The organism is Roseateles sp. GW821-FHT09H11, from assembly GCF_059415845.1.
Genome location: NZ_JBWKOA010000001.1, coordinates 438,272 through 463,090 on the forward strand (window position 1 = coordinate 438,272; position 24,819 = coordinate 463,090).

General features: G+C 69.7%; 14 protein-coding genes. 6 read left to right on the plus strand and 8 right to left on the minus strand.

The annotated features are described in order from the left end of the window. Positions 1–7 precede the first annotated feature (7 nt). Entirely contained in the window at positions 8–1,975 is a 1,968-nt protein-coding gene (locus tag AC07PR_RS01785; RefSeq protein ID WP_495134177.1) for an acid phosphatase, read from the minus strand. A gap of 164 nt (positions 1,976–2,139) precedes the next feature. Between AC07PR_RS01785 and AC07PR_RS01790 the strand changes: the two genes are divergently transcribed. After that, on the plus strand, positions 2,140–3,738 hold the full coding sequence (locus AC07PR_RS01790; protein ID WP_495134178.1) for a cellulase family glycosylhydrolase: 1,599 nt from the start codon (positions 2,140–2,142) through the stop codon (positions 3,736–3,738). Between the two features lie 33 nt (positions 3,739–3,771). Here AC07PR_RS01790 and AC07PR_RS01795 read toward each other — a convergent pair whose 3' ends face one another. The 7 genes from AC07PR_RS01795 to AC07PR_RS01825 form a co-directional block, all read right to left on the minus strand. Continuing rightward, complete coding sequence (locus tag AC07PR_RS01795; protein WP_495134179.1) at positions 3,772–4,530, minus strand: hypothetical protein; 759 nt, start codon at positions 4,528–4,530, stop codon at positions 3,772–3,774. Positions 4,531–4,717: 187 nt separating this feature from the next. Further along, positions 4,718–7,657 carry a ligand-binding sensor domain-containing diguanylate cyclase gene (locus AC07PR_RS01800; RefSeq protein ID WP_495134180.1) on the minus strand — a complete coding sequence of 980 codons (2,940 nt, stop codon included), beginning with the start codon at positions 7,655–7,657 and terminating at the stop codon, positions 4,718–4,720. Positions 7,658–7,861: 204 nt separating this feature from the next. After that, positions 7,862–8,551 carry a response regulator transcription factor gene (locus AC07PR_RS01805; protein ID WP_483106477.1) on the minus strand — a complete coding sequence of 230 codons (690 nt, stop codon included), beginning with the start codon at positions 8,549–8,551 and terminating at the stop codon, positions 7,862–7,864. A gap of 87 nt (positions 8,552–8,638) precedes the next feature. Further along, a complete protein-coding gene (locus AC07PR_RS01810; RefSeq protein ID WP_495134181.1) occupies positions 8,639–10,240 on the minus strand; it encodes a sensor histidine kinase in 1,602 nt (533 codons plus the stop codon). Positions 10,241–10,319: 79 nt separating this feature from the next. Further along, a complete protein-coding gene (locus AC07PR_RS01815) occupies positions 10,320–10,766 on the minus strand; it encodes an SgcJ/EcaC family oxidoreductase (protein ID WP_377161902.1) in 447 nt (148 codons plus the stop codon). A gap of 267 nt (positions 10,767–11,033) precedes the next feature. Continuing rightward, positions 11,034–12,848 carry a response regulator gene (locus tag AC07PR_RS01820; RefSeq protein ID WP_495134182.1) on the minus strand — a complete coding sequence of 605 codons (1,815 nt, stop codon included), beginning with the start codon at positions 12,846–12,848 and terminating at the stop codon, positions 11,034–11,036. After that, on the minus strand, positions 12,845–15,967 hold the full coding sequence (locus AC07PR_RS01825; protein ID WP_495134183.1) for a sensor histidine kinase: 3,123 nt from the start codon (positions 15,965–15,967) through the stop codon (positions 12,845–12,847). The genes AC07PR_RS01820 and AC07PR_RS01825 overlap by 4 nt, the downstream gene beginning before the upstream one ends. A 221-nt stretch (positions 15,968–16,188) precedes the next feature. Between AC07PR_RS01825 and AC07PR_RS01830 the strand changes: the two genes are divergently transcribed. The 5 genes from AC07PR_RS01830 (at position 16,189) to chvE (ending at position 24,801) form a co-directional block, all read left to right on the plus strand. Next, positions 16,189–17,787, plus strand: a complete 1,599-nt coding sequence (locus AC07PR_RS01830) for a family 43 glycosylhydrolase (RefSeq protein ID WP_495134184.1) — start codon at positions 16,189–16,191, stop codon at positions 17,785–17,787. Positions 17,788–17,839: 52 nt separating this feature from the next. After that, positions 17,840–19,399, plus strand: a complete 1,560-nt coding sequence (locus AC07PR_RS01835; protein WP_495134185.1) for a GH39 family glycosyl hydrolase — start codon at positions 17,840–17,842, stop codon at positions 19,397–19,399. A 124-nt stretch (positions 19,400–19,523) separates the two neighbouring features. Continuing rightward, a complete protein-coding gene (gene yicI, locus AC07PR_RS01840) occupies positions 19,524–21,794 on the plus strand; it encodes an alpha-xylosidase (RefSeq protein WP_495134186.1) in 2,271 nt (756 codons plus the stop codon). Beyond that, complete coding sequence (locus AC07PR_RS01845; protein WP_495134187.1) at positions 21,794–23,608, plus strand: glycoside hydrolase family 9 protein; 1,815 nt, start codon at positions 21,794–21,796, stop codon at positions 23,606–23,608. Before yicI ends, AC07PR_RS01845 begins: the two co-directional genes overlap by 1 nt. 110 nt (positions 23,609–23,718) lie before the next feature. Further along, the gene (gene chvE / locus AC07PR_RS01850; protein WP_377161904.1) at positions 23,719–24,801 is read left to right on the plus strand and encodes a multiple monosaccharide ABC transporter substrate-binding protein; all 1,083 of its coding nucleotides are present in this window, start codon (positions 23,719–23,721) and stop codon (positions 24,799–24,801) included. The last annotated feature ends 18 nt before the right edge of the window (positions 24,802–24,819 follow it).

A 24,819-nucleotide genomic window follows, 5' to 3' on the forward strand; every position in this document is an offset into this window, starting at 1 on the left:
CCTCGGGTCAGTTGATGCGGATCTGGAGACCGGTGGCGGTGTAGGTCGGCGTGGCCGCGAAGCCGTCCACGACGACCTTGTCGAACCTGCCCTGCAACGCGGCGGCCTGGATCACCGTGAAGGTGTCGCCGCTGCGCGGCGTCGTGCCGGGCTGGAACTTCACGGCCAGCGTGCCGCCCGCGATCACCACCTTGCCCTGCGCGGCCAGGCTGCCGGCGTTGCTCGCGCCGAGGTGCAGCTCCAGCGTGCCGGTGGCCAGTTGGGTGTAGTTCGTGACCGCGACCGGCACCGGCGCCTGCGTCGTCAGCGTGCCGGTGTCGACATAGACGTCCCCGGTGCCCAGCGCCTTGGCGCTGTCGGCGCGCAGGACGCCGGCGGAGACCTGCGTGCCGCCGCTGTAGCTGTTGCCGCCTGCGAGGGCGAGCGTGCCGCTGCCCAGCTTGGTCAGCTTGCCCGCGCCGCGGATGTCGTTGCGCCAGACGTCCAGCGCCTGGAAGCCGCCCTTGGCCGCGTCCATCGTGACGCCGACGTCGCCGTCGAAGGCGGCGTACCCGTCCGCCGCGGCGAAGAGGTTCAGACGGCCCCAGCCTTCGGCGTCGTCCATCACCGGATAGCCGGAGCTCAGCGCGGTCGTCTTCAACACGACCCGACGCTGGTCGGCGCTCAGGTAAGGGAGGCGCGTCTCGAGCAGCACTTCCGCGCCCTTGGGCACGACGGCGCCCTGGGTGGTCGCGCCGATCGGGCTCAGGCCGAAGGTCATCAGGCGCTGCACCGTCGCCTTGTTGGTCGCGTAGTCGGCGTAGGCGTCCTGCGCCGCCGGCAGCGAGTGCGCATAGGCCTGCAGCGCCGCGGCGTCCTTGGCACCGACGGCCGCCATCAGGGCCGTGCGGGCCTGGTCGTAGGCCGCCTGGCGGTTGGTCTTGTTGGGATCGTTGACGAGGTTGGCCGCCGCGGCCGCCACGCCCTGGATGCGTCCGCCCACCACGTCGAGCGGCGAATGCATGCCGGCGAGGATGCGGTTCTCGCCCAGCACGAGGGCGCGGGTCACCATCTCCTGGTAGCGCTCGGGCACCAGGTAGGCCATGGCCAGCGCCTTGCGGACACCTTCCGCCGTGTGGCCGCTGACGAAGCCGCCGTCGGTCGTCGGCGTGGCGCTCTTGGCCGGCTCCAGCGCCGGCACGACCTTGACGCTGGCGCTCCAGCGCCATGGCCGCGCGTACTTGTAGAAGCGCTTGGCCGGCTCGGTCGACGCGTTGGCGCCGATGGCATTGACCAGGTCGATCGCCGCGCCGAAGCCGTGGCTGTTGGCGGCGCCGGCATTGCCGATGTCATTGCCCTGGTCGTTGTAGAGCACGGTGGTCGCATCCGGCGCGATGCCCGTGATGGTCGTCGTCTGCTCGCTGAGGGTGCGCCACGCCGAAGTCAGCGGCCCCATGCCGTCGCTGACGCTGTAGCCCTTGCCCCGTCGATCGTCGAGGTAGGCGGCCAGCTCCTGGGCCGCGGTCCGACGGCCCGTCGCGTCGACGACGTACTGCACGTTGGCGGCGTGGACGGCGGCGTTGAGCACCTTGCCGTCGGTCGCATCGCCGGGAATGCCGCTCCACGTGGACGCCGCCACGGCCGCGAAACCATCGCGGGCCGGCGCGCTCGATCCGGCGTCGACCAGCTGCGTGCTCGGCTGCCAGATGTCGAGGAAGCCGGCGACCACGCGCACGCCCGCATTGGTTTGCAACGTGGCGTAGCGCGCGTCACCGCGCTGGTTGGTCGCGATGGTGTCGACGAAGGGCGGTGTCTTCGCCTCGTCCTGCACCGCCGCGGTGTCGGTGGTGCCCAGCCCCTTCGGTGCCGCGGGCACCACCAGGGGCGTGTCCTGTTCGTCGTCGTCGGACGAGGAGCAGGCGCCGAGCAGAAGCGCCGGCACCAGCACGGGAAGAATGGCCAGGAGCAGTCGGTTGCGTTTCGGTTGGGAATTCATCATGGGAGTCGTCGACAAGGAATGGTCGCGGGCGACTCTAGAAAGGCGCGATGTCGAGGTCATGACAGCGTAGTCATTCGTTACCCATTTTTGCGAGACACGCGCATCGGAACTTCGGACACTGCATGCGCTCACCCGCCCCTGCACTTCGTTCACGGACCGCCATGCATCCAGTTCCACGTCGATTCGTCCAACGAGCCAGCCTCGTCGCCCTCGCCTTCGGCGCCATCGCGCCCGCCTATGCGGCGCTCAGCCTGAACGTCACCCAGGACCTCTGGTCCGGCGGCTTCTGCTCCCGGGTCAACATCCGCAATCCCGGCACCACGGCCAGCGGCGTCTGGACCTTGCGCTTCGAGCTGCCCAACGGGCAGCTGAACGGCAGCTGGAACGGCCAGTTCAAGAACGAGTCCGCCACCACCGTGGCGGTCACCGGCACGAGTTGGAACTCGCCGGTCGCCCCGAGCCAGAGCTTCGAGGTCGGCTTCTGCGGCACCGGCACGGCACCCAGCGCCGCCTCCTTCCGCATCGCCGAGGCCAGTGCCCCCGCCCCCGCCCCCGCCCCCGCCCCCGCGCCAGCACCAGCGCCAGCGCCAGCACCAGCGCCTGCGCCTGCGCCTGCGCCTGCGCCTGTCGGCGATCTGTCCGTTCCGGCCACGGGGCAATTCAAGCTGCCGTTCAGCGTCGCGGCCGACGGTCGCATCCTGGACAACCAGGGCACGGCGGTCTCGATCCGGGGCGTCAACTGGTTCGGCTTCGAGACACCGGACCTGGTCGCGCACGGCCTCTGGCAGCGCAACTACAAGGACATGATTGCCCAGATGAAGGACCTGGGATTCAACGCGGTGCGCCTGCCCTTCTGCCCGACGACGCTGCGTTCCACGGGCCGCCCCAGCGGCGCGCTGAACACCAGCGTGAACCCCGACCTGGCCAACAAGACGCCGCTCCAGGTGATGGACCGCATCGTGGCCGAGTTCGCGACGCGCGGCTTCTACATCCTGCTCGACCACCATCGGCCGGACTGCAACGCGATCTCCACGACGCCGCAGATTCCCGGCTATTCGCTGGACCAGTGGGTCGCCGACCTGCAGTTCGTCGCCGACCGTTACCGCAACGTGCCCAACGTCTTCGCGATCGACCTGAAGAACGAGCCGCACAGCACCGGCGGCTCCGGCGCCTTCTGGGGCACGGGCAACATCGACAACGACTGGAAGCTCGCCGCCGAGCGCGCCGGCAGCGCGGTGCTGGGCATCAACAGCAAGCTGCTGGTGTTCGTCGAGGGGGTGTCCGACAACCAGGGCCGTTGCGAGAACCCCGACCCGCACTGGTGGGGCGGCAACATCGAGCCGGTGGCCTGCTATCCGATCGACGCCACCCGGATCCCGCGCAACCGCCTGGTGCTGTCGCCGCACATCTACGGGCCGTCGGTGAGCGCGCAGCCCTACTTCGGCGACGGCACGGGCTTCCCGAACAACATGCCGGCCATCTGGCAGAACCAGTTCGGCCGGTTCATGGGGACGAATGCCGTGGTGCTCGGCGAGTTCGGCGGCCGCTTCACCGACAAGGATCGCCAATGGCAGATCAAGATGGTGGACTGGATGAAGTGCAAGGGCGTGCGCAACTTCTTCTACTGGTCGTGGAACCCCAACTCCGGCGACACCGGCGGCATCCTGCTGGATGACTGGCAGAGCGTGTCGCTCGACAAGTACAACAACCTCAAGCGCCTGTGGGACGGGTCGGCGATCGACGCGAACGTCTGCAAGTAGGCGCCTTCGAGGCGGCGCTCGGCATCGCCCGTGTCAGCGCGCGCGGGCCGCCAGGAATCGTTGCAAGGCCTCCTCGCGAAGGCGGGCCACGATGCCCTGCCGCTTCATGTTCTGGAGCGTGTCGGACAGCGTCGGCACGAAGGCCTCGTGCCGGCGATGCAGATAGGCATGGCCGGTCGTGGATTCGACGATGCGCAGCAGACTCGGCGCCGGACCGGCCCGGACCTGCGGACTGGCATCACCGAACGCGAGGTAGTCCTGGACGGCTTCCTGCACGTCGAAGTAGAGCGCGACACGTTTGAGCTGCAGCCGCCGGACGCCTTGTTCGATGGTGGTCACGGTCGACACATGCCCGGGTGCGGCCTCGCGAGCCAGCAGGGCAGCGAGTTCCTGGATGCCTCGCCGGTGCTCGCACGTCAACCCCTGGGCCCGCACCGCGGACCACCCGGGAAAGTCGGCCAGGCCGGAATCGCCCGCCGCATACACGGCGAACTCGACGGTGTTGTTCGCTTCCGGCACGCGCACCAGCGACGGATAGAGGTCGCCGTAAGCCCGGGTCCGGCCGAGCTCGCCGTCCGCCTCGCCGGCCTCGATGGCGAGCGGCGCCCGCCCCGCGGGCACGTCCAGGAACTCGAACCCCACGCCGAGTGAAGCGAGCGCCTCGCGGTAGACCGCAATGAGCCACTGCGTCCGCGGATCATCGAATCGTCGCGAGAAGGTGAAGCGCAGGAGGCGGGGCCGCGCCGCCAGCGCCGGAACGGAAACACACAGGGGCGCCGCCAGCGATGCCAACGCGCGCAGGCAGTCCCTTCGCCCCGGCAATCGAGTCGTGCTCGCGCTCATGGATCAAGGCGCTGGTCGGCTTGCCCCCTGCCGTGCACGCCAGGCTCTGCGGTGGTCGTGCGCCCAGGAACGACTGTAGTCCAAGGCATGGGGCTCCGGTAGCCGCCCGGCCTGGAGGACACGCGGGCGAGCGGCCTCACGGGGCCTCAATCCTCTCGGTCAACTGCGTCCGGTCATCGGCCCGTGAACCGTCACACGGGACGTCCTCGTGGAAGGCCACCCGGTTGCGTCCGCTGTTCTTGGCGCGATACAGCGCCTGGTCGGCGGCCTCGAGCAGCGTCTCGCCCGTCGTCAGCGCTCCACCGAACATCGCCGCGCCGAAGGAACTCGTCACCCGGCCGATGGCGGTCGGCTCGCGGTTGACCTCGACCTGCATGCGGCACAGCCGCTCGCGGTCCGCCGCTTCGTTCAGGTCCATGCCCGGCAGCACCAGCATGAACTCCTCGCCGCCCAGACGCCCGACCGCGTCGTACGGACGAATCTCGCCGCTCAGCCGCTCGGCGAAGGTCCTCAACACCGCATCGCCAGCCGGATGTCCGTAGGTGTCGTTGACGCGCTTGAAGTGATCGATGTCGATGATCACGACACTCAACGGCAAACGCTCGCGCCCCGCCCGCGTCACCTCGCGGTCGAGCACCTCCAGGAGCGCACGGCGGTTCCACACGCCGGTCAGCGCATCGCGACTCGCCAGCACTTCGAGCTGGGCACGGGAGTCCTCCAGGGCCTGCGTCCGCTCGCGGACCACGGCCTCCAGTCGCAGCTGCTGATGGTGCCACTGTCGCCGGCGCCATCGATGGATGCCGTAGACCAGCCCGAGCAGCAGCAGCAGCCCCAGCGCGCGGGCCCAGCCCGTGGCCCACCAGGGGGGATCGAGCGTGAAGGAAAAGGAAATCGGCTGCGACCGCACACCGCTGTCGGGATCGGCGCTGCGGGCCTCGATCTGGTACGACCCGGGCGCCAGCCCGGTCAGTTCGATCTCCGCATGTGGCGCCGGAAACCAGAGTTCATCGCGCCCCGCCAGGCGGTACTCGATGCGCAGGCTGGGGTCCGAGAACTGCGCGGGGGCCAGCAGCAGGTGGAAGCGATCCTGCGACCACGGGAGCGCCTCGCCATCCCGCACGGGGCGGGGATCGCTGCCATGCAGGGCCGACAGCAGCAGCGGCGGACGGATCGCCTTGGCGAACACCGCGGAGGGATCCACCAGGTGAGACAGCCCCCGGCTGGTGCCCACCCACAGCGAGCTGTCCGAGTCCTCGTACAGCGCGAAGCCGGAGGTGTCGTTCCCGATGAGCCCATGGGACTGATCCAGCACCTTCCATTGCGTGCCGTTCCAGACGACCAGGCCGGCATCGGTCCCGAACCAGAGCCAGCGCCGGCTGTCCGCGAGGATCGACATCACCTGCCGCCCTTCGAGTGCCGGACTGGCGATGCGTTCGGCCTTGGGGGTCGAGCCGTCGCGTCGGAGATGCCAGAGTTCGCCGTATCCGCTGACGGCCATCACGGTGCCGTCCGCCAGACAGGCGAGCATGCCGGCGCCTTCCTTCATGGCCACCTGAGGTGACCAGACATCGTCGCGCTGGCTGGCGACGCCCTGCCAGCCGGCCATCCACACGGTGCGATCGTCCGTGTCGCAGAGGTCCTCGAAGCTCTTGGCCTGCCCGCGGGGGCCGGGCAGGACTTGCGGCTGGCCCACCGGACCTTGTGGCCATCTCAAGGTCTGTTGCGTCGTCATCAGCCAGAAGGCGCCGTCCCGGGCCCGCATCGCCCGCAGAAAGCCGTCCTCCGGACCGCGCGGGGAGATGGGGAGGCCCTGCGCACGACGATCCCGCATCCGATGCAGCGCGCCGCCCGGCGTGATGCCCCAGAGCCCGCCCTCCCCATCCGGCACCAGTTGCGAGATGTCGCGCTTGTGCCGGAGGGCGACCTGGCGGAAGCGTTCCGCCTTGGGATCGAAGACGCCCACGCCCCGTCCGGTGCTCACATACAGGTCTCCCGCGCCGCCACCGCTGCCGCCACCGACACGCAGGATCGACCAGACCACGTCGTTGGGCAGACCATCGGCGGCGCTCCAGTTGACCCAGCGGCCATAGCCCTGCCAGTGCAGGAGACCCGTCCCGCGCAGCCCCATCCAGAGTTCGCCCTCGCGGTCGCTCATCAGCGCGATGAGACGCCCGTCCCCGGGCAAGCCCTGGTGCCGGCCGAACAGCGCCCAGCTCTGCCCGTTCCACCGCAACAGCCCCTCCTGGGATGCGGTGAGCACGCGGCGTGCGGCGTCCTGGATCAGCGGGTACTGATTCATCGCATCGTCCCGCGTGCCAGGCGGCGTCCTGTCCACGAAGTTGCCCGCCGGATCCACCAGTTGGATCAGCGCCCCCCGCGCGCGTGCCCAGATGCTGCCGTCCTCCGCCTGCAGCAGCGAGGACCATTCCCGCCGATCCGGAACGCCGCGATCGACGGCCCACTGGGTCAGGACATCGCCCCGGAGTCGGCAGATCGCTTCGCCGCAGCCCAGCCAGAGGCTGCCGTCGCGATCGCGCAGGACGCTGAAGACCTGCAGCGGCCGGTTCAGCCGGACGCCGAGCTGCTCGGGCGTGCGGGCGACGGTCGTCTGCAATGTCCCGGCCGTCGGGTCGAAGGACACATGCAGCAGCCCCTTGTCGGTGGTCAGCCAGGCCTCGTCGTCGACCGCCGCCAGGGACTGCGCGTAGACGCCGATCTCCGTGTCCTTGGGCAATGGGGCGGATCGCAGCCGCCCTTCCCGCCAGAGCCACAGTCGGGACTGGGAGCTGATCCAGAGATTGGCGCCGCCGGCCGCCAACGAGGTGACGCTGCGGATCTCGCTCGAGCCCACGCGGACGATGCGAGCGCCGTCATGGCGATACAGGCCGTTGTCCGTTCCCGCCCACATCAGCCCCGGCGCGTCCTGCGCCAGCGCGTTGATGGACAGGTTCTGCAGTCCGTCCGCCTGGCCGAATTCGCGCAGGTTCATCTGCTCCGCAGAAGCGCTCCCCACGCCGAGCGCTGCGAACAACGCGATCGCGCCCTGCATCGCTCGGTGGCGCCAGGCATTCACCATCTGTCCTCCTGTCGGGCTCCTCGGATCCTTGCTCGCGTCGTCAACGACGCCGCACCGTCAGCCCGGAAGACTAGCCGCCTGTGCGGCTGGCGCCCGGTGAGGGTCGTCCGGGCAGTGATCAATTCCACGCCTTCTCCACCCGGATGTCGTGGCGAGCGGCGGAGCATTGGGAGGCGACAAGGACGAATGCCGGCGACGGCCCGCCTAGGCCGGACTGTCGTCGAGGCGGTAGCCGAGTCCCCGCACCGTCTTGAGCAGCGGCAGCGGGTTCCCTTCGTCGATCTTGGCGCGCAGCCGGCGCACGTAGACGTCCACGATGTTGGTCAGCGGATCGACGTTCACGCCCCACACGTTGGACAGGATGCGCTCGCGGCTGAAGAGCCGCCCCGGGGCGCTCATCAACAGCTCCAGGAAAGCGAGCTCCTTGGCCGTCAACGCGACCGGCCGGCCGGCGCGGCTGACCTGCATCTTCTCCCGGTCGAAGACCAGGTCGGCGACCTGCAGCGTGGTCGCGTCGATGCGCTGCTCGCGCCCGCGACGCTGGAGCGCGACCAGGCGCGCGAGCAGCTCCTCGAAGTCGAAGGGCTTGGTCAGGTAGTCGTCGGCGCCCAGGCGCAGGCCGCGCACCTTGTTCTCCGCGCCGTCCATGGCGGTGAGCATCAGGATCGGCACCTGGCATCCTTCCGCGCGCAGCGTCTGACAAAGTTCCAGGCCGCCCAGGCCCGGCAGCATCAGGTCGAGGATGACCAGCCTAAAGTCCCCGGCGCGCACGCGGGCCAGGCCGTCGGGACCGGTGGTGGCGATGTCCACGGCGTAGCCCTCCGCGGTCAGGCCGCGCGAGAGGAAATCGGCGATGCGAGGGTCGTCCTCGATGACGAGCAGATGGCGGTTCATGGTCGATGGGGGCGGGGAATCGGGGCGAACAGGGGAAGGTGGGGAAACAGGGAACCGGACGGAAGGACCCGGCGGGGAACGAGGGTGTCAGACGGGCCGCGAGAAAGGAAGCACCAGCCGGACCGTGGTGCCGACGTCGACCCGGCTGTCGATGTCGATGCGCCCGCCGTGGGCATCCAGGATGGCTTTCGCGATGGACAGGCCGATGCCGGTGCCGTCGGCCCGATGGCGCCGTGCGCGCGCGCCGCGGACAAAGCGCTCGAACACCTGCCCCAGCTCTTCGGCGGCGATGCCGATGCCCTCGTCGCGCACGCTCAGCACGATGTCGTCGTCGCGCAATGCCCAGTCCACGCGCACCGTGCCATCAGGGCGGGAGTAGCGGACCGCGTTGTCGATGACGATCATGAGCGCCTGCCGCAGCCGGACCGGGTCGACGTGCACGACGATGTCGGCCTGCACCGGGCTCGTCTCGATGCGCTGCCGATGCGTCGCGGCCAGCGTGCGCGCCTGCGCGACGGCATCGTCCATCAGCGGCGCGAGCGCGATGCGTTCCAGCACGAGATCGAGCTCGTCCGCCTCGGCGCGAGCGACCAGCATCAGATCGTCGACCAGACCGGTGAGCTGCTTGACCGCCGAGACGATGCGGCCGAATGCGACGCGGTAGTCGGCCGCCGGCAGCGTCGCGGCGCGCAAGGCGAGATCGGCCTCGCCGCGGATGACGGTGGCCGGGGTGCGCAGTTCATGGCCCAGGTCGGCGAAGAGCTGACGCCGGCGTTGATCGAGGCCCTGGAGACGTTGATGCGCCTCCTCGAGCTCGTGGGTACGGGCGCGGACCTGGTCCTCGAGGCGCTGCCGCACGGCCTCGGCCGCTTCACGATGCAGCTGGAGCTCGTGCGCCATCGCGTTGAAATGCGCGGAGACGCGACCGAACTCGTCGCTGGATTCCACCGGGATGCGGTGGTGGAGGTGCCCGGCCTGCAGCGCCTGCGTACCGGCCAGCAGCGCGTCCAGCGGGCGCTTGAGATGGCGGCTCAGATGCACGTACAGCGCGAGCGCCAGCGCGAAGGTCACGCCGATCATGAGCACGGCCTGGCCGCGCAGCCGCGCGATCCCGTCCTCGGTCGCGGCCCGCGCGATGGGCACCGCGCGGCGCTGGTGCTCGATCGCCCGGTTGAGCAGATCGCGCAGGTCCCGACCGTGGGTCATGTCGAAGACCTGGTTCAGCTGGTGCCAGACCGCGTCGAACGCCGTGCGGTCGCGCTGCGGCTGCAGGTCGTGCAGTTGGCTGTGCAACTGCGCGATGTTGTCACCCAGCAGTCGGCTGATCTCCACCAGTTGCGTGACCTCTTCCGGAATCGTGCCGTCGTCCGTGGCGGCAATGCGTTGCCAGGACGCCAGGTGGCGACGCGACATCTCGGCCAGCCGTTCCGCGCCGGCTTCCATGTCCCCGAGCAGCTTCTCGCGCGTCGCGGGCAAGGCGCCGGCGCCCATCACCTGCTGCGCGGCCCAATTGCGCAAGCGCTGCTTGTTGGCCGACAGGTCGAGCAGCTCCGACAACAGATCGCTGGTCAGGCGGCTGTGCGCGGCATAGCTGTCCACACGCGCCGCGCCCCAGTGGACGAATGCGGCCTGCACGCAGACCAGCGCCAGCATGGCGGCCAGGGCCAGGGTCAATCTCAGTCGATACATGGGCGCGGATTCTAGGAACTCGCGCATCGAGCGCCTTGTGCGCCCGCCGCCATCGCCGAGGATCGCGGCGGGCGCCGTCTCATCGGGACGCCGTCTCCGGCATCGCCGACGAATGGTGATGCGCGATCAGCCATTGGCCGTCGTTCCACTCGTACACGTAGGTGTATCGGGCCTTCACGGTCGCCCCACTGCCGAAGCGGAAGGTGTAGGTGCCGACGTCCTGCGCCACGTTGCAGCCGATCTTGATGAAGCGCTTGTCGATCGTGCCCTGCGGCTTGTCCTTCAGGAACTTCACGAAGTAGTCGCGAATGTCGGCCGGCGTGGCGCGCGGCTCATTGGTGACGGTGGGCAGCAGCACGGCGTCGGGCGCATAGTTGGCCGTGACGCGGTCCGGGTTGCCGGTCGCGAGCGAGGCGTTCCAGCGGTCGAAGAGCGCCGCGATCTGCGCCTTGTCGGCGCTGGCGCAGACAGGCGCGGACGTCGCGCGATCCTGGGCCGAGGCGGAAGTGCCCATGGCGCCCAGCATCAGCGCGGCCAGCGCGGGGGCCCACAGGGCTCGCGGCACGCGGCCCGAAGCGGGGCGGACATCGGTGGCGTCGCGGTGACGGGCGGAAACGGTCATGTGAGGAAACTCCAGATCGGTCGTTGAGTACGGGCACCGTGAGGTGCCGCGCCGGGAACAGGCTGTCCCTGGCGCACCATCGATTCTGGAAATCCCTCATGAACCCGCCATGAGTCGAACATGAACCGCGAATGAACAGCGCCGCCGCCGGACGCGACGGCACGCCGGCCGTCAGCCCGCGCCCGTCGGCGCCTCGATCCACTGCAGACCGAGCTGTTCGCCGATGTGGACCTGCAGTTCCTTCAGGGACACCGGCTTGGTCAGGAACACGTTCACGCCGGCCTGCAGGCAGGCGGCGCGGTGTTCGGCCGTGGCCGAGGCCGAAATCGCGATCACGGGCACCGTCGACAGATCGGCATCCCGACGCAGCCGGCGCGTGGCCTCCATGCCGTCCATCGACGGCATCAGGCTGTCGATCAGGATCAGGTCCGGCCGGAAGCGCGTCGCGGCCACCGCCAGTTCGTCGCCGTCGGCCGCCTGCGCCACTTCAAATCCGGCGTTCGTGAGGAAATCGCACATCAGCGTGCGGTTCCCCTCCACGTCGTCGACCACCAGTACCCGCCTCGGCGCACCCAGGTAACGCGGCACGCCGGGCGTCGTGTGGGGCGCGTCCTGCGCCGGGGCCTCCGCCGTGGGCAACGGCAGCTCCACGCAGAAACGCGTGCCGCTGCCGAAGACGCTGCTGACCTGCATCTGCCCGCCCATGTCGTTCACCAGCGCTCGCGTGATCGCCAGGCCCAGACCGCTGCCGCCGGTGCGATGCCGCGCGTCGCCCACCTGCACGAAGGGCTCGAAGATGCGTCCCAGGTCCTCCGGTCGCATGCCGACGCCGGTGTCCTCCACCTCCAGTCGCAGCAGCACGTGCGCGGCGTTCCTCGGCTCGGCGGAGGCACGCAAGCAGACCGTGCCGCTGTCGGTGAACTTGATCGCATTGCCCAGCAGGTTGAGCAACACCTGGCGCAGCCGGCGCTCGTCGACGAGCACGCCCGCCGGCAGGCCCGTCCCGGCGTCGAACTGGAACGCCAGGCGCTTCTCGTCCGCCTTCACCCGCATCAGGTTCACCACGCGCCGCAGCGCGTCGGACAGGTTCACCGGCGCCGGATTCGACGCCGTGTGGCCGGCCTCGATGCGCGCCAGGTCGAGGATGTCGTTGATCAGCGCCAGCAGGTGCAGGCCGCTCTGGTGGATCGTGTCCAGCCCGCGCGCCTGACGGGCGCTGAGGCCCCCTTCCATGCTCAGCAGTTGCGCGTAGCCGAGAACACCGTTCAGCGGCGTGCGCAACTCGTGGCTCATGCCGGCGAGGAACTCGCTCTTGGCGCGGTTGGCGGCCTCGGCCGCATGCCGGGCGGCCCGCTCGGTCTGGAGCATCCCGCGATCGAGCTCGGTCCTGTCGGCCTGCGCGCGATCCTGGGCGTCGAGCTTCGACAGGATGCTTTGCACCTGCCCTTCGACCGTCGCTTCGCTGAGGCCGAGCGCCGAGGCAATCTCCTGGTAGGCGTTGCCCTGCGCGATGAATCGCAGGACGCTGATCTCGGCCGGGGTGAGCGCCTCGTCCGTGACCTGCCCGGCCAGCTCGAACGAGGCTTCGGAAGGCAGCGCCATGCGGCCGGCATGCACGGCGCGGATGGCGTCGAGCAGCTCCTTGTGCAGGGCGTTCTTCAGCAGGTAGCCCCGGGCGCCGGACTGCAGCGCGCGCTGCGCCTGGGCGTCGTCGGCAAAGGTGGTGAGCACGATGATCCGGGCGTCGGGGAACTCGGCCCGGATCGCGGCGATGGCGTCGAGACCGCCCATCCCGGGCATCTGCAGGTCCATGAGCGTGACGTCCGGCCGGTGTGTCCGGAACTGCTGGATCGCCTCGCGGCCGTTCGACGCTTCCGCCACGAGGGTCATGTCCGACTCGACGGAAAGCAGTGTCGCAATGCCTTGCCGCACGATCGGATGATCGTCGACACAGAGCACCTGGATGCGCGTCAGATCTTCGGTCATTCGCCGACCTCGTTGGGCGAGAACTTCTTGTGATGGAGCCACGACCGTGCCGATGTGACAGGACTATACGCCCGCGATGCGGGGGTGCTGAACACCACCTCCGTGCCCGCGTCGGGGCTGCTGCGAACCTCGAGCCTGCCGCCGACCAGCGCGGCGCGCTCGCGCATGCCGTTCAAGCCGTAGTGCCCTTGCTTCTCCCCCATGCGCAGCACCTCCGGGTCGATCCCCTTGCCGTCGTCGCGTACCCGCACGCGCAACTCCCGCGCGTCGTAGTCGATCTCCACGTCGACCCGTCCGGCATCGGCGTGGTGGACGGCGTTTCGCATCGCCTCGCCGGCGATGCGGAAGGTCTCGGCGCGCACGAGCGGATGCAGCGACCGCGGCGAGCCTTGCACCTTGACCTCCACGTCGACCCGCGCCTCGACCCGCGCCTCGACCCGCGACGACGCCATGTGACCGTCCTCGTTCGCAAGCTCCTGCGCCAGCGCGCGCAAGGCGTCCGGCAGGTCGTTCTTCTCCTGGGCCGACGTGCGCAAGCCTTGCACGGTGTCGCGGCCTTCCGTGATCGCCTCGGCCACCTGGTCGATGGCGCCCGCGAGGACCTGCTTCGATTCACGCGGGCGATCGGGCAGGAGGTTGAACGCGGCCTGGAACTGCAACAGCAGGCCGTTGAAGCGCTGCAACAGGGTGTCGTGCAGGTCGCGGGCGATGCTGGTGCGTTCGGCCACGCGCGCCTCCAGCGTCGCTTCGAACTGCTGATGCAGGCGCCGGATGCGCATGTGAAGCCAGGCCTGGAAGCCGGCCCAGGCCAGGGCGACGAGCACGGCCGCGGCGGCCACGCGGAACCAGGTCGTCTGATAGAAGGCCGGCTGGATCGAGAACGCCAACTGCGCGCCCTCCTCATTCCAGACGCCGCTGTTGTTGGACGCCTTCACATGGAAGCGATAGCTGCCCGGCGCCAGGTTCGTGTAGGTGGCCTGGCGCCTGTCGAAGGCTTCCTGCCAGTCGTCGTCGTGTCCCTCCAGCCGGTAGTGGAAGCGGGTGTTCGTCGGATCGACGAGACTCAGCGCGACGAAGTCGATCGTGATGTCGCGGATCAGCGGAGGCAGACGAAGCCCGTCCTTGACCTCATGGGGGGTCTGATCGGCCACGAGCGTCACGATGTGCACCGGTGGCGGCAGCGGATTGATGGGCAGGTGATCGGGGTCGACCACGTGCACGTCCGCCCCCGACACGAACCAGAACCTGCCGTCCCGGGCCTTCGCCACCGGCGGGTTGAAGTAGGCCGGCGAGAAGGCCAGCAGCGGGACGCCGTCCGTGGCGCCCCAGACCTTGGCGGCGATCTTGCGGGTCGGGTCGGCCACCCAGGCGGCCAGATCGTCCTTCAGCACCCGGACGAGCCCGCAGGCCGCATACATCCACAGCGATCCGTGGTCGTCCGACAGCGACCAGTGGATCGTGTTGCAGGGCAGGCCGTTGCCCACCGTGAGCGTCGTGACGCGGCCGTCCTGGATCCGGCTGAGGCCGCCCTCCTCCGTGGCCGCCCACAACGCGCCGTCGGCATCGATGCGCAGACCCGCGACGTGGCCCGCGCCAAGCCCTTGCGCGGACGTGTAGGTCGCCTGGATCTTCCCGTCCTTGACGTACAGGACGCCGCCGTCCTGCCAGAAGGCCAGCCAGACGCCGCCTCGATCGGCCACGACGACCTTGGCCTGTTGCCGCCGGCCGAGCGCGGTCCATGGCATGTTCTCGACGAACCGGCCCTGGTGCAGGCGTGTCAGACCCTTGTCGCCCGACAGCCAGAGGTTGCCCGCCTCGTCCCCGGTGATGGAGTAGATCTCCTTGGCGGGCACGCCGGGGATGGCGACGAAACGGTCCTTCTCCAGGTAGGCGAGTCCGCCGCCCGTGCTGACCCAGAGCCGTCCGTCCACGTCCTCGTACAGGGACTGCACCTTCGGATCCGGCAGCCCGTCGCGCTCCTTGTAGACCGTGGGTCTGGCGTCCTTCCACCGGGCCAGTCCATCGTTGGTGGCGACCCAGACGCTGCCGTCCGTCGTGGCCAGCACGGATTTCGTCCCCTCGTTGGGCAGCCCCTGTTGCGTGGAGAGGGTGGTGATCGGGAGCTTGCGAAAACGGTCCACGCCCTTCTCGCTGCCGAACCAGATGTTGCCCTCCCGATCCTGGAACAGGCTGCAGGCGATGTTGCCCGAGAGACCCTCCGCCCGGGTGAAGGTGTCCACCCTGCCCGCCCGCTCATGGAGGATGCCCCGGCCCTCGGTGCCGATCCAGAGACCGCCGTCGCGGTCCCGCAGCAGCTTGTTGGACTTGATGTCGCGGTCGGCGATCGGCTCCTCCTGCCTGAGGACGCTTCGCATCGGATAGTCCACCAGCTGGTCGTCCACGATCCGCTTGAGCCCCGCGCCGCGGATGCCGATCAGCAACTGGCCGTCGGTGGTCGTGCTCAAGTCGCCCACGCGCATCCCGGGGGTCTCGAATCGCCGGGGGGCGCCGGGCTGCCACCGCCAGAGGCCGGATTCCGCGCCCGCCCACAGGGTCCCGGCGCCGTCCTCCGCCAGGCTCCAGACGAACGCTCCGAATCCACCGTCCTGCGTCGTGCATCGCGCCTGTCCGTCGCGGACCGAGCAAAGCCGCCCAGGGTTCGCGAGCAGCCCGGCCCAGATCGTTCCGCTGCTGTCTTCGAGCAGCGAGGTCACGAAGCCTTCGGTCTGCGGATACTGGGTCAATGCCTGGCCGTTCCAGCTGGCCAGGCCGTTGAAGGTGCCGATCCACAGCGTGCCGTCGCGGGACACCAGCAGGGCATAGGGATTGTCTGGCAGCGCCTGGCCCTTCGGCGGCTTCCAGGGAACGAAGCGCAGGCCGTCGAATCGGAACAGGCCGAAGGACCCCGCGACCCACAGATAACCGTCCGGCGTCTGGGCCATGGCGAAGACCAGGCCCAGCAGGGCCCCGTCCCGCGCCGTCCAGGACGTGTGCGCGTATTGCGTGATCTGCAGGGGCGGATCCAGCGCGAGCGCCGGGGACGGCGGGAGGGACAGGACCGATGCCAGGAACAGGCCCGTCAGGAGGGACGCGTGCCCTTGGCCTTGCAGTCGACTCACAGGGATCCTTTGCCGCATGCACTCCGGGCAGCGTATCGCGAAAGGATCGCGGAGGGGTGGCCTCAAGTGAGGGGGAGAAAACGGGGAAAAACAGGAGAAAACCGGCGCGCCCGGTCTCCGGGTTAGCTCTCATTAATTCGTACAGCGCTCGAACTAACATGAGCCGGTGCCGCGATCGACAGATCGCCTTCGAGGCGACAGGCGGCAAGGAGACACGACCCATGTTGACGTTCACCCGACGAGCCGCCGTCCAGGCGACGCTCGCCTCGGCCACGGCGGGACTGACCGCCATGCCGGCCGCCGCCGCGCCGGTCTTCGGGCAGGGCCGCGAGGGCCAGCGCAAGGCCGACCTGGGCAACGGCCATTACCGCAACCCGATCGTTCCGGGCGACCGTCCCGATCCGACCGTCCTCAAGGACGGCAGCGACTACTACCTGACCTTCTCCTCGTTCACCTCGTATCCGGGCGCGGTGATCTGGCATTCGACGGACCTCGTCAACTGGGCGCCGGTGACCGCCGCGCTGCATCGACCGATCGGCGCCGTCTGGGCCATGGACCTGGTGAAGCACGACGGCCGCTATTTCCTCTACATCCCTGCCATGCAGGACGACGGCTCGCGGATCTACGTCATCCATGCCGACGACATCCGCGGTCCGTGGAGCGAGCCCGTCGACCTGGGCCTGACCGGCTGCATCGATCCCGGCCACGCCGTCGGCGAGGACGGCCGGCGCTACCTCTTCGTCAACGGCGTGCGCCGGATCCGGCTCAGCGACGACGGCCTGTCGACGGTCGGTGCGCTCGAGCCCGCCTATGCGCCGTGGCAATACCCCCAGGACTGGGTCGTGGAGATGTTCGCGCCGGAAGGTCCGAAGCTCCTGCGCCGCGGCGAGTGGTTCTATCTGATCGCCGCGGTGGGCGGCACCTCGGGCCCGCCGACCAGCCACATGGTGACACTGGCGCGATCGCGCTCGATCCACGGCCCCTGGGAGGACAGTCCCCACAATCCGATCGTGCGCACGCAGAGCGCCGACGAGCCCTGGTGGTCGCGCGGCCATGCCAGCGTCGTCGAGGGCCCCGGCGGGGACTGGTGGATGATCTATCACGGCTACGAGAACGGCATGCGCACCCTGGGCCGGCAGACCTTGCTGGAGCCCGTGGCATGGACGAAGGACGGCTGGCTGGAGGCGCGCGGCGGCACGCTCGCGCGGCCGCTGCCCAAGCCCCGGGGCGGCCGGCCCTCCCCCGCCGGCTTCGACCTGTCCGACGACTTCGAGACCGACCGGATGGGGGTGCAGTGGACCCTCTTCGCGCCCGACGCCCGGGACGCCGCGCGCGTCTCGCGGCGGGACCGCGCGCTGGTGCTGAAGGCCAAGGGGACCTCGCTCGCGGACTGCTCGCCGCTGACCTGCCTGGTCGGCGACCGCCGCTATGAAGCGAGCGTCGAGATGGAGATCCCCGGCGACGCGCACGGCGGCCTGGCGCTGTTCTACGACGGCCGCTGCTTTGCCGGCATCGGCGCGAGCGCGCGGGAGATGCTCACCTACAACTACGGCCAGGAGATCGCGTGGATGCGCCAGCCGCTGCCGGCCGCCTCCGGCCCGCGCGTCCTGCACCTGCGGGTCACGAACCGCGAGAACATCGTGAGCTTCCATACCTCGCCGGACGGCCGGGCGTGGACGCAGCATCCCTGGCAGATGGAGGTCTCCGGCTTCCACCACAACGTCTTCGGCGGCTTCCTCAGCCTGAAGCTGGCGCTGTTCAGCGCTGGGACCGGCGAGGTGCGCTTCCGCCGTTTCCGCTATCGCGGCCTGGCCGCCTGATCCTTTCCACGGAGCGCCCTTCCCCATGTCCCCCAAGCTTTCGAGACGTAAGATGGCCGCGCTGGCCCTCGCGCTGGCGCCGGTCGCCGCCTGGAGCGCCGGCCCGACTGCCAGACCCGGCCGCAGCATCGACGTGGACGTCCAGCGGGCCGCCCAGCCGGTGGATCGCAGCTTCGACTACGCCGTCGGCGCCGACTTCCCCGGCACCCTGATCCGCGACGACAGCCAGGCGCAGCTCAAGACGGTCGCCGACGAGCTCGGCTTCCGCACGGTGCGTTTCCACGCGATCTTCCACGACGCGCTGAAGACCGTCACGAAGGACGCCGACGGCCGCCTGCGCTTCGACTTCAGCCGCATCGACACGCTCTACGACGGCCTGCTGGCCAAGGGCATCCGGCCCTTCGTCGAGCTCGGCTTCACGCCGGACGCGATGGCGACCTCGCCGCAGACGATCTTCTACTGGAAGGGCAACACCTCGCATCCGCAGGCCGAGGCGTGGACCGCGCTGGTCGACGCCTTCGCGCGCCACCTGATCGCGCGTTACGGGGCCGAGGAGGTGCGGCGCTGGCCCTTCGAGGTCTGGAACGAACCCAACCTCGCCGGCTTCTGGGAACGCGCCGACCAGGCCGCCTACTTCGACCTCTATGCCCGCAGCGCCCGCGCGCTGAAGGCGGTCGATCCGCAGTTGAAGGTCGGCGGCCCGTCGACGGCCGGGGCCGACTGGGTCGTGCCCTTCCTCGCGTTCTGCAAGGACAAGGGCGTGCCGGTCGACTTCGTCACCACGCACACCTACGGCGTGGACGGCGGTTTCCTCGACGAGTTCGGCCAGGACGACAACAAGCTGTCGCGCTCGCCCGACGCGATCGTCGGCGACGTGACGCGGGTGCGCGCGGAGATCGAGGCCTCGCCCTTCCCCGGGCTGCCGCTCTACATCACCGAGTGGAGCGCCAGCTACAACCCGCGCGACCCGATCCACGACGACTACCTCAGCGCGCCCTACATCCTCGAGAAGCTGCGCCTCACGCGCGGCCTGGCCCAGGCGATGAGCTACTGGACCTACAGCGACCTGTTCGAGGAGGCCGGCCCGCCGCCGGCGCCGTTCCACGGCGGTTTCGGCCTGCTCACGCGCGAAGGCGTGCGCAAGCCGGCGTTCTTCGCCTACAAGTACCTCGGACAGCTGCGCGGCCGCGAGATCCCGCTCGTCGACGCCGGCGCGCTCGCCGCGGTCGACGGCGCCAAGGTCGCCGCGCTGGTCTGGGACTGGCGGCTGCCGGACCAGGCCGTCAGCAACCGCCCCTTCTTCGGCGCGGTGCGTCCGGCCGCGAAGCTCGCACCGGCGACGGTCCGCTGGCAAGGCCTGACCCCCGGCACCTACACCTTGCGCCAGTACCGCACCGGCTACGAGGCCAACGACGCCCACACCGCCTGGTTGAAACTCGGCAAACCGGGCACACTGTCCGCCGCGCAACTGGCGAAGCTGCAGGCGCTGACCGTCGACCAGCCGGAGCGCGTACGCACGGTGCGCGTGGGCCGCGACGGCCGCCACCGCGAGTCCGTGCCGATGCGCACGCACGACGTGGTGCTGCTGACGCTGGAGCCCGCGCCGCGCTGACACGGCGTCGGGCAGAGGACGACAGGACGACGACCGGACGAGGGCCGCATGGCGGCCGCGCGAAGATCCGCATGAAGATCCGAATGAAGAGCCATCGACAGACAGGACAACGAGAAGGAGCCCCATGAAGTTCACCGACGGGCAATGGCTGCTGCAGCCGGGCGTCTCGGCGCACTACGCCACCGAGACCTATGCCGTGGACATCCACGACGACCGCGTCGTGCTGCTGGTCCCCACGCGCCCCATCAAGCACCGCGGCGACACGCTGCAGGGACCGACGCTGACCGTGACGCTGCGTTCGCCGCTGCCCGGCGTGATCCGGGTCAGCGTCGAGCATTTCAGCGCCTCCCAGGCGCCGAGGCTGCATGTCCCCATGGTCGGCGCCGACCCCCAGCGGCTGCAGATCACCGAGACCGATCAGCTGCTGACCGTGACCTCCGGTCCGCTGTCAGTCGACGTGAAGAAGGGCGAAGGCTACGGCCTGGTCTTCCGCGAGGGGGACAAGGTCCTCACGCGCAGCGACTGGCGCTCGCTGGGTTACGTGCAATGGGCCGGCAAGGCCAACTACGTCCATGAACAGCTGACGCTGGCGGTCGGCGAATACGTCTACGGCCTGGGCGAGCGCTTCACCCCGTGGGTGAAGAACGGCCAGACGGTCGAGAACATCAACAAGGACGGCGGCACCGCCTGCGAGCAGGCCTACAAGAGCGTGCCCTTCTACCTCAGCAGCCGCGGCTACGGCGTGCTGGTCAACGAGGCCGGTCCGGTGTCCTTCGAGGTCGCCTCGGAAAAGACCTCCCGCGTGCAGTTCAGCCGCGAGGGCGAGACGCTCGACTACTGCGTCATCGCCGGCCCCACGCCCAAGGCCGCCGTCGCGCGCCTCACCGAGCTGACCGGACGCGCTCCCCTGCCGCCGGCCTGGACCTTCGGCCTGTGGATGACGACCTCGTTCACGACGCAATACGACGAGGCCACCGCGACGCACTTCATCGACGAGATGGCGCGCCGGGAGCTGCCGCTCAGCGTCTTCCACTTCGACTGCTTCTGGATGCGCGAGTTCCAGTGGTGCGACTTCGAATGGGACCGCCGCGGCTTCCCCGATCCCGAGGGCATGCTCGCGCGGCTGCAGGCCAGGGGCCTGAGGATCAGCCTCTGGATCAACCCCTACGTCGCGCAGCGCTCGCCGCTGTTCGCCGAAGGCGTGCGCGAGGGCTACTTCCTCAAGCGCCCGAACGGCCTGACGTGGCAGACCGACCTCTGGCAGCCGGGCATGGCGATCGTCGACTTCACCAACCCCGCGGCCAAGGCCTGGTACCAGGGCCACCTGCGCCGCCTGCTGGCGATGGGCGTGCACTGCTTCAAGACCGACTTCGGCGAGCGCATCCCCGACAAGGACGTCGTCTACTTCGACGGCGCCGATCCGGTCGAGATGCACAACCTCTATGCGCTGCAGTACAACGAGGCCGTCTTCGACCTGCTGCGCGAGGTGCGGGGCGAGGACGCCGTGGTCTTCGCGCGCTCCACCTACGCCTCGGGCCAGCGCTTCCCGGTGCACTGGGGCGGGGACTGCTGGTCCAACTTCGAGTCGATGGCCGAGAGCCTGCGCGGCGGCCTGTCGCTGACCGCCTGCGGCTTCGCGTTCTGGAGCCACGACATCGGCGGTTTCGAAGGCAACCCGCCGCCGGCCGTCTACAAGCGCTGGATCCAGTTCGGGCTGCTGTCCTCGCACAGCCGCCTGCACGGCAGCAGCTTCTACCGCGTGCCCTGGCTCGTCGACGAGGAGAGCTGCGTGGTGCTGCAGCGCTTCACGCGGCTCAAGCATCAGCTGATGCCGTATCTCTACGCGACCGCGATCGCCGCGAGCGAGACCGGCGTGCCGACGATGCGCGCGCCGGTGCTGGAGTTCCCCGACGATCCCGCCTGCGCGACGCTGGACCGCCAGTACCACCTGGGCGACGCGCTGCTGGTCGCGCCCGTGTTCACCGACAGCGGCGAGGTCGACGTCTATCTGCCGGCCGGCCGCTGGACGCACCTGCTCAGCGGCGAGGTCGTCGACGGCAGCCGCTGGCGGCGCGAGACGCACGACTTCATGAGCCTGCCGCTCTATGTCGCGCCCAACACCGTGCTGCCCTGGGGCCTGCAGACCGAACGGCCCGATTACGACTACGCCGACGGCGTGGTGCTGCGGGTGTTCGCGCTGGACGACGGCGCGACCGCGCCCTTCGCGGTCGCCTCGCTGGACGGCTCGATCGCGGCGCGCGGGACGGTGACCCGCAGCGGCGCGGACTACCGCGCCCGGATCGTCGAAGGCGCGCTCTACGACTGGACGGTCGAGGTCGACGGCCGGCGCAGCCCGCCGCAGACCGGCAGCGCCCTGGACTGGAAGGCCGAGTGATGCGGACCCGGATCCTGGCCATGCTGATCGGGCTCGCGATCTTCGCCGTGGGCGCGACCGCCGCCTATGCGCAGGGCCAGGAGGCCCCGCGCCAAGGACGCGACGCGCGCATCGCGGTGAACCAGGTCGGCTACCTGCCCGGAGCGGCCAAGCGCGCCACCGTGCCCGCCGGCGCGGCGACGCGCTTCCAGCTCGTCGACGCCGACACCGGCCAGCCGGTGTGGAGCGGTAGGCTCGGCACCGCGTCGCTGTGGGCACCGTCGCGCGGCAAGGTCCGGATCGCCGACTTCTCCGCGCTGGTCCGGCCGGGACGGTATCGGGTGCGCGTCGCGGGCCTGCCCGACTCCGACGCGGTGACGATCGACGCGGGCGTCTACGACGCGCTGGCCGCCGCCTCGATCCGGGCGTTCTACTTCAACCGCGCGGGCCTGGCGCTCACGCCGGCGCTGGCCGGCCCCTACGCGCGCCCCGCCGGGCATCCCGACACGCAGGTGCGGATCCACGCCTCGGCCGCCGGCCCCAGGCGCCAGACCGGCGACGTCATCAGCAGCCCCAAGGGCTGGTACGACGCCGGCGACTACAACAAGTACGTCGTCAATTCCGGCATCACCGTCTACACGCTGCTGGCCGCCTACGAGCAGATGCCGGCGCGCACGCGCGCGTTGACCGTCGGCCTGCCCGAGAGCGGCAACGGCCTGCCCGACCTGCTCAACGAGGCCTTGTGGAACCTCGACTGGATGCTGACGATGCAGGATCCGGACGACGGCGGCGTTTATCACAAGCTGACGAATCCGAACTTCGACGGCGTCGTGATGCCGGACGCGGCGACGAGCTCCGGCGAGCGCCTCGTCGTGCAGAAGACGACGGCGGCGACGCTGGACTTCGCCGCGGTCATGGCCGTCGGCAGCCGCGTGTTCAAGGACTTCGAGGCCCAGCGGCCCGGCCTCTCGGCGCGCATGCGCCAGGCCGCCCTGCAGGCCTGGTCCTGGGCGCGGGCCCACCCCGACGCGGTGTACCGCCAGCCGCCGGACATCCACACCGGCGACTACGGCGACGCCACGCTCGACGACGAGTTCGCGTGGGCCGCCGCCGAGCTCTACATCACCACCGGCGACGACGCGTTCTACGTCGCGATGAAGCCTGGGCAGACCACGATGACGGTCCCCTCCTGGGGCGACGTGCGCGGGCTGGCCTGGATGTCGCTCGCAACCCATCACGAACGGCTGACCGCCGCCGCCGATCGCGCGTTGATCGAGCGCCGCATCCGCGCGCTGGCCGATGCGCTGGTCGAGAAAACGAAGCGCTCCGCATGGGGTGTCGCGCTCGACGACAAGGACTTCCACTGGGGCAGCAACTCGATCGCGCTGAACGAGGCGATGGTGCTGCTGCAGGCCGACCGCCTCGAGGCCTCGCGTGCGGCGGCCGGCGGCGCCGGGCGTCGCGCCGCTCCCGCGGGCAGCGTCTATCGGCAAGGCGCGCAGGCGCTGTTCGACTACGTGCTGGGCCGCAATCCCCTGGGCCTGTCGATGGTGACCGGTTTCGGCGCCCGCTCGCCGATGCACCCGCATCACCGCCCGTCGGAGGCCGACGGCGTGCCCGGACCGATCCCCGGCTTCGTCGTCGGTGGCGCCAACAGCGGCCAGCAGGACCTGAAGGGCTGCCCGGTGCCCTACCCCTCGGCGCTGCCCGCGCTGTCCTACCTCGACCACTTCTGCAGCTACGCGAGCAACGAGATCGCGATCAACTGGAATGCGCCGCTGGTCTACGTCTCGATCGCGCTCGGCGCGGACAGGGCCCCGGCATCGCCGCGATAACCGCGACCGCGCCAGCGATGCCCAAACTGAGATCGACAACGCCGCGGTGTCGCAGTACAAACGCCCGGCGTTCATAAATTATTCAGGAGACGACAATGTTTCATACAGGTATGAATCGCCGGACCTCGCTCGCCAGGACCCTGCTGGTGGCGGGCGCCACGACGCTGTCCCTGCTGGCCGGCGGCGGCGCCCGGGCCGAGGACAAGGGCCTGGTGGGCATCTCGATGCCCACCAAGAGTTCGGCGCGCTGGATCGCCGACGGCGAGAACATGGTCAAGGCCTTCCAGGCCAAGGGCTACAAGGCCGACCTGCAGTACGCCGAAGACGACATCCCCAACCAGCTCGCGCAGATCGAGAACCTGATCACCCGCAAGGTCAAGGTGCTGGTGATCGCGCCCATCGACGGCTCGGCGCTGTCGCCGGTGCTGCAGAAGGCCGCGGACCGCGGCATCAAGGTGGTCGCCTACGACCGGCTCATCCGCGGCACGAAGAACGTCGACTACTACGTCACCTTCGACAACTTCCAGGTCGGCGTGATGCAGGGGCGCAGCATCGTCGACAAGCTCGGGCTGGCGCAGGGCCAGGGCCCGTTCAACGTCGAGCTGTTCGGCGGCTCGCCCGACGACAACAACGCCGCGTTCTTCTACGACGGCGCGATGTCGGTGCTCAAGCCCTACCTGGACAGCGGCAAGCTGGTCGTGCGCAGCAAGCAGTTCGGCATGGCCAAGGTCGGCACGCTGCGCTGGGACGCGTCGACGGCGCAGGCCCGCATGGACAACCTGCTGTCGGCCTTCTACGGCAAGGACCGGCTGCACGCGGTGCTGTCGCCGTATGACGGCATCAGCATCGGCATCCTGTCGTCGCTCAAGGGCGCCGGCTACTGCACGGCCAAGCTGCCCTGCCCGATCGTGAGCGGCCAGGACGCGGAGCTGCCGTCGATCAAGTCCATCCTCAAGCACGAACAGGCCAGCACCGTCTTCAAGGACACGCGCCAACTCGCGCTGGCCGCCGCGACGGTGAGCGACGAGATGCTCTCGGGCAAGGCGCCCGCCGCCGTCAACGACACCAAGACCTACAACAACGGCGTCAAGGTCGTGCCCAGCGTGCTGCTCAAGCCGGTCGCGGTGGATGCGGCCAACGTGAAGCAGGTCCTCGTCGACAGCGCGTACTACAAGGACACGCAGCTGCGTTGATGCGGTGCGGACCCCGTC